Below are 16118 nucleotides of genomic sequence, written 5' to 3'. Positions count from 1 at the left end.
AAAAACCGTTAAGAAAAGCTTGGTTGCCAATTTTTTTCAAGCAAAGCTGCAACTTGCTCACCTGATTGAGGCGAACAAAAAAGTGTTCCTTGAAAGTAATCACACCCTAACATACGCAAAAATCTTAATTGAGCAGGTGTCGTTAAGCCTTCTGCGATACACTGCATGCCTAAACTATGAGCCAGAGACAAGCTAGCATGCACTATCACTTCGTGTTCATTATCTACGCCAATTTCAGCAACAAAACTGCGATCGATTTTCAAGACATCAATTGGAAACTGCTTTAAGTATGTCAAAGAAGCGTAACCTGTACCAAAGTCATCCATAAATAATCGACAACCCAACACCTTCAACTGATACATAATTTCTAGAACATGAGAAATATCGCTCATCATTACAGACTCTGTAATTTCAAATGCAATAAATCGTCCCGCTACACCAGTGCGTGACAGAATATCTTTAATTTGATTCAGTAAGTTGGAATTTTTAAAATCGGCAGCAGATAAATTCAACGCAATATATAATTGTTCATCGTGACAGTGCCAGTGCTTTAATTCGATTAATGCTCGCTCTAATGTTCGCAGCCTGATTAAAGAGCATAAGCCAGTTTTAGCAACGCTCGCTTCGGTGCTCTTAGCATCATATTGTAATATACTAGACCAATTAATAGAGACCTCAAAACCATCAATTTTTTTACTGGTACCATTAATGATCGGCTGGTAATTATTAGAAAATTCGCCATTATCAAGTGCACGACGTAAGTCCTTTTCAAGTAAAAATGTACGTTGTACTTGCTTATTCATCTCTTGTTTAAAAAAGTGAACACCTGCATTTGGTTGATGCATAGCGTGACTAAGCGCTAGTTTGGCATTTTGGCAAAGTGCAAACGCTTCAGTACCATCCTCTGGCGCACTGGCAACCCCAATACACACATCTAAAGACAGCTCATGAGCACAAATCACCTTTGGCTTTTCAAATTGCTGTATGAGTTCACTGATATAACGCGTGATTTCAGATACATCTTTGACCTGCTCTACTAATATGTAAAACTCTTGGCTTCCTTCAACACCAATGCTGTTTTGTTCGCGAAAGCTTTGCCGCAAAATACTCACAAGTTGGCGAGCAACATTGACATATTGCTCTGTTGTGAGTGCTTCTTGGTATCTTTTTAATCGCTTAAAACACAGCGCTATAACGACAACAGGCACATTCTTTTGTGCCTGAGACAGCGCATGCTGCACCCGGTCAATGAATAATACCTTGTTAGGTAATTGCGTATGGACGTCATAGTTTGCTAATTGATAAAGCTCTTGCTCAGTACGTTTTTGTGAACTTATATCTGTCATCACAACTACGTAATTCTCTAACTCACCACTTGAATCTGGCACTGCACTAACCTTAATCAGTACAAAACATACTTCACCACTTGGCTGGGTTAAGCGCTCTTCTACACTGTAATGCTCACCGGGTTTAAGTTGCGTCATTGCTCGAAGGTAACGCATTCGTACTTGACGGCTCAAGCCAAGATTAAGCTTGGTACTAGAATCTGGTTCAGCTTCAATTTCAAAGGCTTGCTGCAATGCAGTGTTACATGCTTGTATACGTAAGTTCCTATCTAAGATAAAAACCCAATCGCGTGTTTGCTCAAACGCAGCACCAAATAAACGCGCTCGCTCTTCAAAAATACGCTCTCTTGTTAAGTTGGTATAAGTACCTGTTACTCGCTCAGGAATAGTATCACGCCAAGCCATCACTTTGCCGTAATCCTTATACCACCGCCAGTAACCTTGCTTATGTTGTAGTCGATAAGTGCAATTAAAGGTTCCTTTATCGGTTGAGACAAACTCTAACCACTCAATTCTAAACAGCGCTCTATCACTGGGATGAATAATTTTTAAATACTCATCAAATGTGACGTTATCATTTGGATACTCAAGCTCTGTTGTCAGCCTTGGTTGAAAAATAAAATGATTATCTAGTTGCCAATCCCATACCCCTGAACCACTACTTTCCAATGCCAGTTTAAGCCTCGCCTCACTATTTTGAGTTTCTTTATGGGCAGCAATTATCATTTGCTCAACTTTGTTTTTTCTATACATCCATAAACTAAAGCAAAGAAACGCAAACAAAATATATGTAGCCAATGCCATTGGTGAGCGTAAAAAGTGATATTTAACTTTAATGTTTAATTTAGCAGGCTGTGTATATTCGCCAGTTAATGGGTCTTTGGCCCATACTTTAAGTTGGTAATTACCCGGGTTAAGCTTTGGAAATACAACACGATTATTACTGCGCGTTAATGTTTTTTGACCACCAGAAATTTGGTACTCGTACACCACTCGGTCTTGAAAATTAAAGATCATTGCCGAAAATGCCACCTCCAAACCTAAATCGTCATAATCCAGTTCCAAATGCTCAATTGCTTTTAGCCCATTTAACTCTAGCTTACGTGACATTAGCTCTACAGAGGTAATAATCACCCTTGATAACAAAGGTTTTTTAGGTCGATTAACTGCTGGGTCAAAAACCGTAAACCCTCTCAATGAACCATATACAATACTGCCATCATCAAGCTGCTCTGATGCCCCCCAATTAAATTCATTGGTGAACAACCCATCCTCGGTAGTAAATTGCTGCATATGTAAATTATCAGGGTCTAAACGCCAGATCCCTTTATGTGATGACATCCAAATCATTCCGGCGGAATCTTGACGCATTTCATACATAGGCGTCTCTAGCTTTAGCTGTCGCAGATCAATCTGATGCGCCACTTCGTAGCTATCAAGCGTAAGACCAATAAGACCCATATTTGACATCGCTAACCACAATATATTGTTCTTATCTATGGTGTAAGTCAGAAGAATATCAGGTGATTGTTCACTTGCATTTGGCCCAGCATAGATTTGTTCTAAACTTTGAGTCGAAGGAATAAAGCGATAAAGTATTCCTCCTGAAAAAAACAAAGGTTGATCTGGTTTATCCCATAAGGGAGCCCTAAAGCCATGAGATAAAAATGGGTCTTTATCTCGTAAATCGCCCTTTAACCGTGACAGTGTGTGTTGCGCAATATCATAATGAAAAAACCCCTCATTATTGTTTACAAAATAAAGGTCACCGCTTGGCAACAACGTTATGCCAAATACAATATCTCGTATAATCTCTTGATTCTCGATACCTTCAACAGGCGGACGCCTAATATTGTTAGTATTAGGATTAAAAATAAACAACCCACGGTTGGTGACTAACCAAAATTCATCTTGGTATAAAAAAAGCCGTAAAACTGAAAACTCAGGTAATACCGCTTCACCTAGGTAACCTTTGAGGTAATTCGCTGTTTTTCCCGTTTCTGGGTTATAACAAGTTAAACCATCATTAGTCGCAGCCCAAATTTTGCCATCATACGCCTGCAAATCCCATACATTACTATGAGAAAAACCCGCACCTTTAACAGTAAGTGCATTAACATTATTAAAATTAGACTGCTCTTTGGGTAAATAGAATGCGCCGTCCATTTTTGTTGCAACCCATAACGCACCTTGCTGATCTTCAACAAAATCAATAATACTCGTATCAGCCAAACTATACACACTTTGTGCTATGCGGTGATCTCGGCTTAAAGCTCGTGTATTTACGTCAAAATCAATTAAACCTTTATCTGTACCCAATACCAGTTTATTTGGCTTGGTCGTTATTTTCCAAATATTTAAATCGCTAATAAGCGTTTCATATTGCCAGCGGTTATCAGCATATCCAAACTGGTTTTCAAGCTGACTAATATCAACCTTATACAAACCTTGCACAGCACCAATTAACAATGTTTCTGGGTCTAACAATGCCAATGATTTTGTGTATTTTTGAAACTCGTGTACGACCTTATCGATATGCTTAATAAGTAATAATTTCTTTAGCTTTTGGTGATAGACAAACACGCCTTCTGAGCTGGCTATAAATAAATAATCACCCACACTGAGTAAATCACGTGAAAACCCAACCTCTTTATCAATAGGTAACTGAATTTCAACATTAATTTTGCCTGATTCTATATCAAGTACAGACACGTTATCGCCGCGAGCTAACCATAATTGCCGCTCGTTTTTTGATAACATATCATTCACGCCATATTGCAAAAATTCCAGCTCATTACGAGGTGAATTCATATATTTGCGAAAGTTATCCTTTTTAGGGTCATAGCCGTATAAACCAGCTGCGCGCGATGCTATCCATACCCTGCCTTGAGGATCTTGATAAATACTATCAATTATCGCTTCATCTAAGACACCTTGTGGCCCCTTAACTGTGAGTACTTGATAACCATCATAGCGATTTAGACCCCCTTCCGTTGACAGCCACAAGAAGCCTTTATTATCAATCATTAAAGTGTTTACATAGCTTTGCGACAACCCTTCTGAGGGAGATAAACGAGTCACTTCTTGAGACGCATGCGCGTGCATTGCTACACTGCATAAAATGATAGAAAACAGTAATACTACGAGCTTTGAAAAGATGTTTGGCATACGTCTACAGATTACATTACTTAGATAAACACATTGCCACAATATCACGCTTTTGCGCAATATAACTGTTGAAATATGGCTGTAGTGCAGGTGGCAGTAGACATTCAACAAAATTCAACCGTTGATAAAAACTATACAAATGCCGATATGCAAAGGTATAAACGTCACCGGTTTGATGGCAAAGAGCCTGAGTTAGCAGTGCTCTTGCAACTCCTTTATTACGGAATTCAGGCGCGACTAAAACGCTAGATAAAAGTAACAAGCCTTCTTTGTTTTGCACCCGACAGGCTGCGATTATATACAAATCTTTAGCGACCCAATTTTGATCTTGTTTGGTTGCTCTACCTCTGCCTCGATGCTGTTGATAAAACTTATTTATCAATGGAGTAGCGACTGCATTCAATTGAATAACTCGCACATTACCCCGCAAGCATAATGCTAAGGTAATACTCAAAGCGTTGTTTCAATATCTCTTGCTCTGATTGCGGTCGGCTATTGATTGCTTGATAAACAGATTCGCGCGTACTTTTTGAGCGTTTAATTTGGTAAGCCCAAAAAGATGCTTCATAATCTAGCTGAATTTGATACTTCTCTTGCCTAGGTAAGTTACATAAATTAAAACTCATCGTTATCACATCATTAATTCAAATTTAGAGATACCCACTATTATATCATATCTTTATATATGACCTTTAAGCTGATGGCTACCGACCCTTAAAAGTCTAAAGATTGCTGCTCATTTGGCTTATCATTTTGTGCATTTTGCTTTTTCTTAGTTGCCAAATAACGTTTGTAGCGTTGCTGGCACAACACGGTGACCTTACGCTTTTGGGCACTGGTTAAGTCATTCCAGGCAAAACGCTCTTCACGACTGCGATAACAGCCTTTACAATAGCCTCGGTTATTGACTTGGCAAATCCCCTTACATGGACTGGGGATCTCAAAAATTTCTATTTGTTCCATAATACCCATACCAGTTTCTTATTATCAGTATAACTTGATTTTATGGGCAAATAGCAAACAAAAAACCACTCTAATTAAGAGTGGTTTTTCTACATCATAAAGTACTTTTTGTTTATGGTACTAATTTTCTTTTCAGTGGCTCGGCATACATCGCAAGAACTTGCGCTTTTAACTCCTCAGGCACCTTTTCTAATCGTTTCAAAAAGTCTTGTAACTCTTGAGGACTCGCTTCACTGTCTTCTCCAGCTGCAATATAATTACTTGGGTGCAGATAATAATGACTCAATATTTGTCGATCAATACTATCCGCTAACTGTTCAGGCGTATCACAGTGATCAGCAATCGGTTCACCAAATGCAACATGTACATGACCTTTATCAGAGCGTATTCCCTCTAAGATACTCTCGATATCCTCCCCCTGAGCTTTTACGTAAGCCCCAAACTCTCGCTTATGAACTAACTCTTTGGCTTTGGCGATAGCACACGGCTCATATTGGTAGGATATTGATACTGGAACAATCTTTAAAGTTCGCACATACTCGTCAAAGGGTAACTTTAACTTACGTCCATGCAATTGAAGCATCTTAAGTAAAGCTGGATCGGTTTGATCAACACCATCTTTTGCTCGCCCTTCTTTTTGTGCAATCCAAATTGAATGCCCTGATTGTAATGAGTCAAAAATGTAACCTGATAATTGCGTAAGTGCTTTCAGCATTTCTTTTGGTGCTTTCGCTGAGCGCTTAACGATAAAACTTTTATTTAAACGCATCAGCTCTGTGATATAGGGCACTTGCAACAAATTATCACCAATGGCTATACGTACTGTATGCATGTTGTGTTGATGCAATCCCCAGTTCATTAACGCCGGATCCAAGACAATATCTCTGTGATTGGAAATAAACACATATGCACCGTCTTTTTCAAGTTTATCTAGGCCAGAATAAGTGACTTTAGAGGTTGTATTATTGATAAGCATCTCTAAGTAATAAGCCACTTCTTGCTGAACCTGTTCAACTGTTCTGAATCCACCCCATTTAATACGTAATCTTACGCGTACCAGAGGTCGTGAAAGCGCAGACCAATGACTTAACCAAGCTGGCAAGTTGTACTTCGCGATGACATCGATAAAGTCATTATCAGCTAATAAACGCCCCAGAGCCGCGGGTACTTCATCATCGTTATAAGGTCTTATCTGTGCGTACTTATCCACTAAACTACTCATTTATCTAAGGATTGAACTTCAAAACGTCGTATTTTATCGCGCTTATCTGTGGGAAGCCAAGATTATCAAGTCTGACCACCTTTGCAAGTGCTTAATAGGCTATTTTATTACCATTTTTTCCCAGCCAGCTAGTAACGCTAAACGAAGCATCAAAGCGAGTAACACAGCCCCACTCAACAGTGTTAACCACTGAGGCAGCACTTCGTGCTGCATTTGATGCATTGGCTGAACAGTAAATCCATAGGCTGACACTAAAAAATCAGTTAACAAGCCAAATATAATTGCAACACCAACAACGCCACCTAAATAGGCAAAAACAGCGCGCCGGCCAAGTTCTTTGCCTACAACACCCAATGTAGCAATATTGGTTGCAGGTCCTGCTAACATAAATACTAATACCGCGCCTGGAGACACGCCAGCCATAAGTAAACCTGCTGCAATCGGTGTTGATGCAGTAGCACAAATGTACATTGGAATGCTAATCAAAATAACGACCAGCATTGCCAGTACCCCGCTCCCCCACTGACTTAAAAAAGATTCAGGGACATAAGTTTGCACAAGCGCGGCAAAAAACAAACCAACCATTAACCATACCATGGTATCTGAGAGTAATTTATTGCTGCTAAAACTCAGTGCCTGATAAAGTTTATTGATAAATGTTGCTTGTTGCGGTGTAGATTGATTGTCACAACAGCTCACACCTACCGGCTGCGCTTGTTCAGTTGTATCATCGCAACTCGGACTTAACTCTCCTGTTGCTTTAAGCGTTTTATCACTACAACAATGACTTTCCTGAACTTGCGATGCGGACTTTGCCGTGCCGCAGCTATCATTATTAGTTATACTTTTAGTAGTGCTAGCTTGAATAGATTTATCTTCTCTTCCAACCAATACGCCTGCTGCAATCGCACTACAAATGGCTGCAATTGGTCTGATCACAGCCATAAATGGACCAAGCAAAACATAAGAAACAGAAATAGAGTCAACCCCCGTTTCTGGCGTTGAAACTAAAAATGCAGTGGTCGCACTTTTTGACCCTCCCGCCCTTCTTAAACCGATTGCTGCGGGGATGACACCACATGAACATAATGGCATAGGAGCACCAATTAGCGCAGCTTTAACTGTGGTCCAAAAACCTTCTTGACCTAAGTGACGTTGCAAAAAGTCTTTTGCAATAAACACATTGAGCAAACCCGCAAGGAATAAACCAAGCATTAGCCAAGGCGCTGATAATAAAAATAGCTGCCAAAAATTAGTTATCAGTTCCATCTACATCCTCCAACACAGTTAAGATAGAGCAAAAATCAGCGCTTTCTGTTCCACCACAGCAGCGCAGAGCCAGTTTAGATAAAGATTGCTCAAAACGTTGTAATTCAGTGATACGTGCACGAACTAATGCCAGCTTTTGTAACGTAATACCTTTAACTTCCTCACAACTATGTTGATGCTTATCAATACTAATTTGTAATAATTCATAGATTTCTTTTAAACTAAAGCCCACATCTTTAGCACGAAGAATAAACTGCACTTGCTTTTGCTGCACTTGGTTGTACATTCGATACCCTGATTCACTTCTTGAACTTGGGGTTAATAAGTTATGCTGCTCATAGTACCGTAGCGTATCTGTTGATACCCCTAACGACTTTGCTAACTCTCCGATTTTCATCTTTGTCTCCTTTATTTCGTGATAAAGTATAAACCTTGGAGTTAACACTAAGGTCAATAACTTTTGAGAAAAATATGAATATCGTAATACTTGATGCTAAAACCCTTGCAAATACCTCTTTATCACCATTACAAAAGCTTGGTCAAGTTACTGTGTATAGCAACACACCACCAACACAAGTTATATCACGTTGCCAACACGCTGATATTATTATCACCAATAAAGTTATTTTAAATGCCAGCACCATCGCATGCCTACCCAATTTAAAACTTATCTGCGTTGCAGCTACTGGGACCAACAATATCGATTTAAATGCTGCTAAAGCGAATAATATCTCGGTCCAAAATGTTGCTGGCTACTCAACGCCATCCGTCGTACAGCTCACGTTTACATTACTAGGTAATTTAATGGGCAATGTGCATCGCTATAACAACGACTGCAAGCAAGGCTTATGGCAAAAAAGTGATATGTTTTGTCGTTTAGATCACCCAATCACAGAAATAAATGCGAAACAGTTTGTCATCGTCGGTTACGGTGCACTAGGAAAAGCAGTTGCTAATGTAGCCCATGCTTTTGGCGCGCATGTTGTTATTGCAGAGCGTCGACATAGCAAAAAAACAAGAGCTGGACGTACAGATTTTGATCAAGCTTTAAGACAAGCTGACATCATATCAGTCCACTGTCCACTGACAGAGCACACAAAAAACCTATTTGATGAATCAGTACTGTCATTACTCAAACCATCTGCGGTGCTGATCAATACGGCAAGAGGTGGCATCGTAAATGAGCAAGCTTTAGTAGATGCGCTTAATAACAAGCAATTAGCAGGTGCAGGCATTGATGTTCTATCGCAAGAGCCAGCCGATGCAAACAATCCACTACTTCATTATTGTGGTGAAAATCTATTAGTAACACCACATATTGCCTGGGCGAGCAAAGAATCAATCACTCGTTTGGTGCAGCAAATCGCTGACAACATTCAAAAATTTATTAAAAGTAGCACAACAAACAAAGTGGTGTAATTTATCAAAAATTAGCTAAAATAACGAAGTATTAAAACTAAATTACATTTAAAATAATCAGCAACACAATATAACTATTTGAAACAATTTACCTTTTTACTATTGGCAATAATTTTGCTTATATAGAGCCAAATAATGTTAAGGACCATATAAAAATGAAAAAATTACTTTTAGTTGCTGCACTTGCAACACCACTCCTTTCAGGTTGTATTGTGGCAGTCTCTGACGGCGAAGTAGATCATGGTTGGGTAAAGCACAATGGTAACTGGGAGAAGACACAACATGACAATCGCAAAAAAATAGCCAAGCTAAATATTGGTGCCGATTACCAAAGTGTTTTAAATTCATTTGATACACCAGAATTCACAGAGCTCGTTAAAAAAGGCGATAATGTTTATCAAGTCTTATTTTTTGCCACTAACAGCAAGCATTCTGATGGTAAAGTTACCAAAGATGAATGTACACCGTTGGTTTTTAAAGATGCGAAATTAATTGGTTTTGGTGACAGTGCGATGGCAGAGCTACTATAAAACGCAAGAATAGGTGAGGGTTACCTCACCTATTTATCATTACCATACGTTCTTGGTTTGTGTGGGCTGCAACCAATGCGCAATCAGCTTGCTGTAAGCAGTTTGTCACACCTAAAGAGAAGCTTTCTCTAGTATAAACAATCCCAATACTGATACTCACATGTGCACATATCGGGGAACACTGATGCGACAGTAATAGCTTATCAATAGCATCATGCATCGCAGTAGTTAAGGCCTCAACTTGATGGGCTGAGTAGCCCGATACAGTAATACCAAATCTTACGCCATCATAGCGCGCAATAAACCCCTTTTGCTGTTCAACCACAAGCTTTAGCGCCTGTGCCACCTTGACTAAACACTCATCACCACCAGCATAGCCATACTCATCGTTGTACTCTTTAAAATAATCGATATCCACTAATAACAGCGCAAGGCTACTTTTCTCGCTTTGGCATAACTGCCATTGTTGCGCAAAATGTTTATCAAATAGGCGACGATTAGGCAACTCGGTCAATCCATCTACCGATGCAAGCTTTTCCAATAAATCACTTTTTTGTTTCAATGCTAAGTGCATTTTTACTCTAGCTTTGACTATTAAAGGGCTAAACGGTTTAGTGATGTAATCTACCGCCCCCATTTGTAAACCTCTCACTTCATCACTGTAGGCGTTACTAGATGAAATAATAATAACTGGAATCATATAAGTGTCGGGAGACTCTTTTAAACGTTGCAAAAATAGCCCTCCCAGATCATCAACTAAGGTGATATCGGTAATGATTAAATCAACATTGTGTTTAGCAATCAATTGCAATGCACTGGTTGAGTTATCACTTAACATTATGCGACAGTCCTCGCTCAGTGTATTTTCAAGCACCACACGATTTAAAGGGTCACTATCAACAACTAATACATAGGTATTGTTTTGCATTTATTCACCGTGATATTTCATTAATATATATTGGCGTACTTGAGTTAAACACATCACTAGATTTCTCACTAGCGTACTATTTTGTAACGTGCCATGGTCTTTCAAATGCAGTTCAAGTTGCTTCGCTGTAGTAGCTAAGCGAACAAAACCGACTCCACCAGCTGCACCTTTAACATTATGGGCTATCATCTGCAGTTTGGTTAACTCATTTTCAGTGTCAATTTTCTGCAAATATTCTGTACACATATTAGCGAATTTTTCAAGCGTTTTGCTCAATAATTCAACATTTCCCATCATTTGTTGCAACCCGAAATGACTGTCGAAAAAAACATCTTCATTTTGTAGGTGCGTTTGCAACGCTTGATGCAATTTTGCTTGTGAGACTGGTTTGGTTAAATAATCACACATTCCTACATCAAGCGCCCGCTCCTGCTCACTGTGTTGTGCATTTGCCGTTAGCGCAATAATTGGATTGCTAAAACTCTCTAATGCCTGCTTAAGCTCCTTAGTCGCTTGGAAACCATCAATCACAGGCATGTGAATATCCATCAAAATGAGATCAGGATTTAAGGCCGAAACGACCTCAACAAGGTTGGATGCGGAGTTTTGAACTACCACATTAATATTTAAAGCAAGTAACATATTTGCTGTAATATCTAAATTTAAGCTGTTGTCATCAATTACTAAGCACAGGCATCCAGAAATATCCTTATGAGCCTGAATTAGCATTTGACTATTTTGCTCATACAGTAAACAGCTATATGCACTTTGTAAGAACATTTCATCAGGCATAATTGTCAAAGGTGCATTGCATGTTGTTTTAGAGAAAGACTGCAACTGGGTACTGATAACCGATTCTAACCCCTCAATATATTGTGGGGCATGCTGTAATAATGCGCTAACCTCATTGGGGTCGCAAACAACAAGCGATTTATACTCACGCTGTGTCATTTCTATTATCGCTTCGTTGGCGCTATAAACAAGGCATATATCTGCTTGTTTTAAGTAATCAACCACTCTTTCCTTTTTACATAACCACAATACTGGCGAGTAAGCCTGAGCGACTACACACACTACTTTGTCCATTTTTAAGGTAAAGTAGAACTCACTACCACGGTTAAGTTCACTGTTCAGTGAAATATTACCTCCGAGTAACGTGACTTCATGCTTAACAATGGCAAGGCCTAACCCAATTCCCTCATGCTGGCGTGATAAAGACTCATCACCTTGAGTAAAAGCATCAAATAACCTTTGTTGATCTTCATGTTTAATACCAATACCTGTATCGGCCACACTAAAGCGGACACTTTGCTGTTCTGAACTGCTATCTTCGACCGTCAAGCTTAGTGTGATAGTGCCACTTTGCGTATATTTCACAGCATTATTTAGTAAATTCAACAAAATCTGTTTAATTTTATTTTCATCGCTTTGTAACACAGGCCAAACTCGGTCATCAACTTTAACAATCAGCTTCAGCTGCTTCTTCTCTATTAAAGGCGTAATTAATTCTAAACAGTCTCGTACCGTAGTAGCCACACAAAATGGCTGTATGCACACAGCCTGTTGCTTACCTTCTACTTTAGCAAAAGTCAAAATACTATCGAGCATATTTAACAATTGCTCGGAAGCATGTTCAACTTGCCCTAACATGGTGCTGTGCTGTTCACTTATCTGCTGTTTTTTAATAATCCCCACCACACCTTGAATTACATTAAGTGGCGTTCTGATCTCATGACTAATATTGGCAATAAAACGACTTTTAGCCAACGTAGCCCTTTCTGCGTCTAACTTTGCCTGAGTTAAACTCGTAATATCTTGCAAGTGCAAAACATAATATTTCGCCACCTTTTTTTTATCCCACACCAAAGATGCACTTAGTTGCAACCAACTATAAGGCTCATTTTGCGAAATGCTGAGCTCAAGCACTTTTTTTGTATCTTTTAAAAGCATGCTCAGCACGTGAGAAATAGCTAAGTAACCATCTGCTGTAAATAATGATGATAACTGCACAAGAGGCGTAATCGTCGCTTTATCTAAATAACGGCGAGCAGCTTTATTCATAGCTAGCACCTCTTTATCAAGAGACACTAAAATCACACCATTTGGCGCATATTCCATAGCCGACTTAAAGCTTTCTTCAGATGCTTGCAGTGCTTTTATCGCTTGTTGCTGCATCGTTACATCTCGCGCCACACCCAAACTACCTAACATGCCTCGCTGAGCACACAAAAATGGGCTTAAAGTTAACATGTAACTCTTATCATCTAAGGTAATGGTTTGAGTGATCGCTTTTTTTTCATTAAACATTTGCTGCTCAAGGGTTAGAAATTCTGGGTACATACTGGTAATTTCAGTTTGTTCACGACCAACTAGTTGAGACTTTTCAACACCTAAAAACAACTCAAACGCTCGGTTACATCCAATGAATGAACCATCTATATTCTTGAAATATATCAAATCAGGTACACTGTCTAATACCGTGTTTAACAGCGCTGCTTGACGCTCTTTTGCTTCTAAAGAACGTGATAATGCTCGTTTTTGTGATTGCACTTGTTCATCAAGAACTTCGTTATGGCGCTGCAACTGTTCTAGTAAACCTTGCTTTTGTGTGACAACTTGCTTAACACGCGCAAACCACGGTTGCCAATCAACAGGAACTACATAATCAAACGTACCTTTTGGCGCATTTTCTTGATAGGTCAAATAACTTAAGAAGTAGCTCACTGGGTAGATAAAAATACGGTTTCCTAACCAACTCAATAATAGGTAAATCGTCACCATAAATATCAATAAAAAGCCAAATTCCAGCAACACCTCTATTAAAACAGGATTGCGAAACTGTGCCTCATCTTGGGCATACACAACATAGATAGGCATGTTTGCTCTTAACCTATAAAGTTGCACACCATCTTCCCATGGTGCTATCTCGTTGATAGAAGTTTTTGACTTCAGTTCAACTGCATCATCATTGAGAAGGTTCAGCTTATCTTTGTTAAATAGGGTAATTGTTACATGTTCTGATGTAACGTCCTTAAGCCAATTTGCAACATCGGCACTGTCATAGACAAGTACCACATATTCTCCCTCTGCGTTGCCACTTTGCTTAGCAATACTAAAATAATGTTTCTCTTCAATATTTACCCGTCGACTGCTACTAAAATTGGATTGAGAAAAGTCAGGTGCTAACGCCCCATCAAGCATGGCACTTAACATATGACTCGTACTGCTGTCTCTGCGACGAACAAACGCAAATTGCCCTTCTTTAACATAGGCAATGGCATCTAAAGCTGGAATTAACGCTAACGCAGTGTTAAATGCAGGCCCTAATGCTAGTATTTGCTGCCAGTTATCTGGCACATCAAAGGCTGAATGTGACGCTTTACGAACCACAATTTCTCCACCTTCACCATCGAGCTGATGATAATAATTATTGTTTTTTTCAATTTCGTGAGTAATCGAACTTTCAAACTTGTACACCAATGGCTGCATAAGGCTTGAAAAAATATTGTCTATGACATTACTCGCCTCAGCGACTTTTTGAATAATTTGGCTATCGATTGCTTCATAATATGCTTGATGTTGAGTAAATGCGCGGTTGAGCTTTATATGATATAAATGCATACACAAAAAACCAGCCACAAATATCGACATAAATAAACTCGCTAAGGCAGCGGTGCGATACTTTTTTAGTGGAATAAAGTCTTGGTTTTCTTTCATCGTAGCTGAGGATGTCATTATTCTTAAAAAGAAACATTACCAGTAATGTGCTACATGTCTATTAAAAGAATTAAAGCAGGCCATAAAAAACAGCCTGCTCGTGTTGGTTAAGTTACAAATTTTCTTCCGCAAAAGATGCTAAGCGACTGCGTACCACACCATTTAAATTAATGGTGGCACTGCCTTCAAAATGCTTAAATCGCTCAACCAAGTATGTTAACCCTGATGTGACGGGCGTTAGATAGTTACTATCAATTTGCGCCAAGTTACCAGTACATATCAACTTAGTCCCTTCTCCACATCTCGTAATAATAGTTTTCAGCTGAGAGGCCGTTAAATTTTGACTTTCATCTAAAATAACCACGGCATTTTGAATACTACGACCACGCATAAAATTTACTGACTTAAACTGTATATTAGCTTTTTCCATGATGTAGTTCCTACTCGAAATAGGGCTTTCATCGTTTTTATGTAGTACTTCCAATGTATCAGTAATTGCAGCCAACCAAGGCGCCATTTTTTCCTCTTCTGTTCCTGGTAAAAAGCCAATACTTTCAGCAATTTCCGGTGTATTTCTGGTCACAATCACCTTATCGTAAATACCTTTTTCAATGATCATTTCCAAAGCACTGGCCAATGCAAGTAACGTTTTACCACACCCTGCTGGGCCCGTTAAAATGACCAATTCAATATCAGGGTCAAGCAATGCATCAAGTGCCATTCCTTGATAAATATTCTTTGGTTTCACTCCCCATGCCACTTGATGCATCAATCGCTCACGGCTTAAATCTCGTAAAGTAATATTTTTATCATCATAACTATCGACTCTAGCAGCAAAGTGTTCACTATCATCAATTAGGTATTCGTTACAAAACACATCAGGGACCAACGCCTTTGGTACATGGTGTACAGTATAACGGCCTTGTTGCTCGGATGAGCAGTCACCTACATTTTGCCAAAAGTCACCACTAATTTTCTTAAAGCCAGTACTAAGCAGTTTAATATCATCAATCAATTGGTCGGTGCGGTAATCTTCTACAAATTTTAACCCTGCCCCTTTGGCTTTAAGCCTCATGTTGATGTCTTTGGTAACCAACACCAATTTTTTTTCACTATATTGTTTTTGCAAATGCACAGCACAATTTATAATACGATGATCATTTTCATTACCTGGCAAACCAGAAATGCTGTCAGGAAACAAATGATCATTCACGATTTTCAATTTGCCGCGCGCAAGCGGGCCATGCTCTTTATCTGATTGAATACTGGGTAGGCTTACTCCTTCTAGCATTTGTTCAGGGGAGGCATCTTTTAATACACCATCTAGACTTCGAATCGCAATTCTAGCGTCACGACTTACATCGCGTTTTCTGTCTTTTATATGATCTAGCTCTTCAAGCACAGTCATGGGAATTACCACGTCATGTTCTTGAAAGGAAAGATAAGCGAGGGGTTCATGTAGTAGTACGTTGGTGTCAAGCACGTACACTTTTCTGTCTTGGTCTTGATCTTTTCCCATAGCGCATTCCTGTCGTTTGCAATTATATATGCTATAC

The 16118-nt window shown here is 39.2% G+C and carries 12 protein-coding genes; 2 read left to right on the top strand and 10 right to left on the bottom strand.

Going from position 1 to position 16118, the window contains the following annotated elements; all coding sequences use genetic code 11:
- Positions 1-8 precede the first annotated feature (8 nt).
- The 7 genes from OCI93_RS00465 to zntR all read right to left on the bottom strand — a co-directional run bounded on the left by OCI93_RS00465 (position 9) and on the right by zntR (position 8365).
- The gene (locus OCI93_RS00465; protein ID WP_261592496.1) at positions 9-4451 is read right to left on the bottom strand and encodes an EAL domain-containing protein; all 4443 of its coding nucleotides are present in this window, start codon (positions 4449-4451) and stop codon (positions 9-11) included.
- Between the two features lie 79 nt (positions 4452-4530).
- Positions 4531-4932 (bottom strand): GNAT family N-acetyltransferase, encoded by a 402-nt coding sequence (locus OCI93_RS00460; protein WP_261592497.1) that lies wholly within the window; start codon positions 4930-4932, stop codon positions 4531-4533.
- 1 nt (position 4933) lies between these two features.
- Positions 4934-5140: a DUF3283 family protein gene (locus OCI93_RS00455; RefSeq protein ID WP_261592498.1), complete on the bottom strand. Its 207-nt coding sequence runs from the start codon at positions 5138-5140 to the stop codon at positions 4934-4936.
- 88 nt (positions 5141-5228) lie between these two features.
- Entirely contained in the window at positions 5229-5477 is a 249-nt protein-coding gene (locus OCI93_RS00450; protein ID WP_261592664.1) for a DUF1289 domain-containing protein, read from the bottom strand.
- Between the two features lie 112 nt (positions 5478-5589).
- Positions 5590-6699: a 1-acyl-sn-glycerol-3-phosphate acyltransferase gene (locus OCI93_RS00445; protein WP_261592499.1), complete on the bottom strand. Its 1110-nt coding sequence runs from the start codon at positions 6697-6699 to the stop codon at positions 5590-5592.
- A 99-nt stretch (positions 6700-6798) separates the two neighbouring features.
- Positions 6799-7968, bottom strand: a complete 1170-nt coding sequence (locus OCI93_RS00440) for an SO_0444 family Cu/Zn efflux transporter (RefSeq protein ID WP_261592500.1) — start codon at positions 7966-7968, stop codon at positions 6799-6801.
- Positions 7952-8365: a Zn(2+)-responsive transcriptional regulator gene (gene zntR / locus OCI93_RS00435; RefSeq protein WP_261592501.1), complete on the bottom strand. Its 414-nt coding sequence runs from the start codon at positions 8363-8365 to the stop codon at positions 7952-7954. The genes OCI93_RS00440 and zntR overlap by 17 nt, the downstream gene beginning before the upstream one ends.
- A gap of 74 nt (positions 8366-8439) precedes the next feature.
- On the opposite strand from zntR, the gene OCI93_RS00430 reads away from it, so the two are divergent.
- Both OCI93_RS00430 and OCI93_RS00425 read left to right on the top strand, forming a co-directional pair.
- A complete protein-coding gene (locus tag OCI93_RS00430; protein WP_261625548.1) occupies positions 8440-9387 on the top strand; it encodes a D-2-hydroxyacid dehydrogenase in 948 nt (315 codons plus the stop codon).
- Positions 9388-9542: 155 nt separating this feature from the next.
- Positions 9543-9917, top strand: coding sequence for a DUF3192 domain-containing protein (locus OCI93_RS00425; protein ID WP_261592503.1), 375 nt, complete (start codon positions 9543-9545; stop codon positions 9915-9917).
- Positions 9918-9942: 25 nt separating this feature from the next.
- Here OCI93_RS00425 and OCI93_RS00420 read toward each other — a convergent pair whose 3' ends face one another.
- From OCI93_RS00420 to OCI93_RS00410, 3 genes are all read right to left on the bottom strand, one after another.
- Positions 9943-10845: a GGDEF domain-containing response regulator gene (locus OCI93_RS00420; protein WP_261592504.1), complete on the bottom strand. Its 903-nt coding sequence runs from the start codon at positions 10843-10845 to the stop codon at positions 9943-9945.
- The gene (locus tag OCI93_RS00415) at positions 10846-14580 is read right to left on the bottom strand and encodes a hybrid sensor histidine kinase/response regulator (RefSeq protein ID WP_261625547.1); all 3735 of its coding nucleotides are present in this window, start codon (positions 14578-14580) and stop codon (positions 10846-10848) included.
- A 94-nt stretch (positions 14581-14674) separates the two neighbouring features.
- Positions 14675-16081 (bottom strand): PhoH family protein, encoded by a 1407-nt coding sequence (locus OCI93_RS00410; protein WP_261592506.1) that lies wholly within the window; start codon positions 16079-16081, stop codon positions 14675-14677.
- Between the last annotated feature and the right edge of the window lie 37 nt (positions 16082-16118).

The sequence above is a fragment of the Pseudoalteromonas holothuriae genome (assembly GCF_945859825.1).
GTDB lineage: Bacteria > Pseudomonadota > Gammaproteobacteria > Enterobacterales > Alteromonadaceae > Pseudoalteromonas > Pseudoalteromonas holothuriae.
This window is presented reverse-complemented; position numbering and strand designations above follow the sequence as displayed.

What these genes read in the sequence shown, in the direction of transcription:
- OCI93_RS00465 (WP_261592496.1), bottom strand. Translation starts at nt 4,451, where the DNA reads ATGCACGCGCATGCGTCTCAAGAAGTGACTCGTTTATCTCCCTCAGAA.
- OCI93_RS00455 (WP_261592498.1), bottom strand. Translation starts at nt 5,140, where the DNA reads ATGAGTTTTAATTTATGTAACTTACCTAGGCAAGAGAAGTATCAAATT.
- OCI93_RS00450 (WP_261592664.1), bottom strand. Translation starts at nt 5,477, where the DNA reads ATGGAACAAATAGAAATTTTTGAGATCCCCAGTCCATGTAAGGGGATT.
- OCI93_RS00445 (WP_261592499.1), bottom strand. Translation starts at nt 6,699, where the DNA reads ATGAGTAGTTTAGTGGATAAGTACGCACAGATAAGACCTTATAACGAT.
- OCI93_RS00440 (WP_261592500.1), bottom strand. Translation starts at nt 7,968, where the DNA reads ATGGAACTGATAACTAATTTTTGGCAGCTATTTTTATTATCAGCGCCT.
- zntR (WP_261592501.1), bottom strand. Translation starts at nt 8,365, where the DNA reads ATGAAAATCGGAGAGTTAGCAAAGTCGTTAGGGGTATCAACAGATACG.
- OCI93_RS00430 (WP_261625548.1), top strand. Translation starts at nt 8,440, where the DNA reads ATGAATATCGTAATACTTGATGCTAAAACCCTTGCAAATACCTCTTTA.
- OCI93_RS00425 (WP_261592503.1), top strand. Translation starts at nt 9,543, where the DNA reads ATGAAAAAATTACTTTTAGTTGCTGCACTTGCAACACCACTCCTTTCA.
- OCI93_RS00420 (WP_261592504.1), bottom strand. Translation starts at nt 10,845, where the DNA reads ATGCAAAACAATACCTATGTATTAGTTGTTGATAGTGACCCTTTAAAT.
- OCI93_RS00415 (WP_261625547.1), bottom strand. Translation starts at nt 14,580, where the DNA reads ATGACATCCTCAGCTACGATGAAAGAAAACCAAGACTTTATTCCACTA.
- OCI93_RS00410 (WP_261592506.1), bottom strand. Translation starts at nt 16,081, where the DNA reads ATGGGAAAAGATCAAGACCAAGACAGAAAAGTGTACGTGCTTGACACC.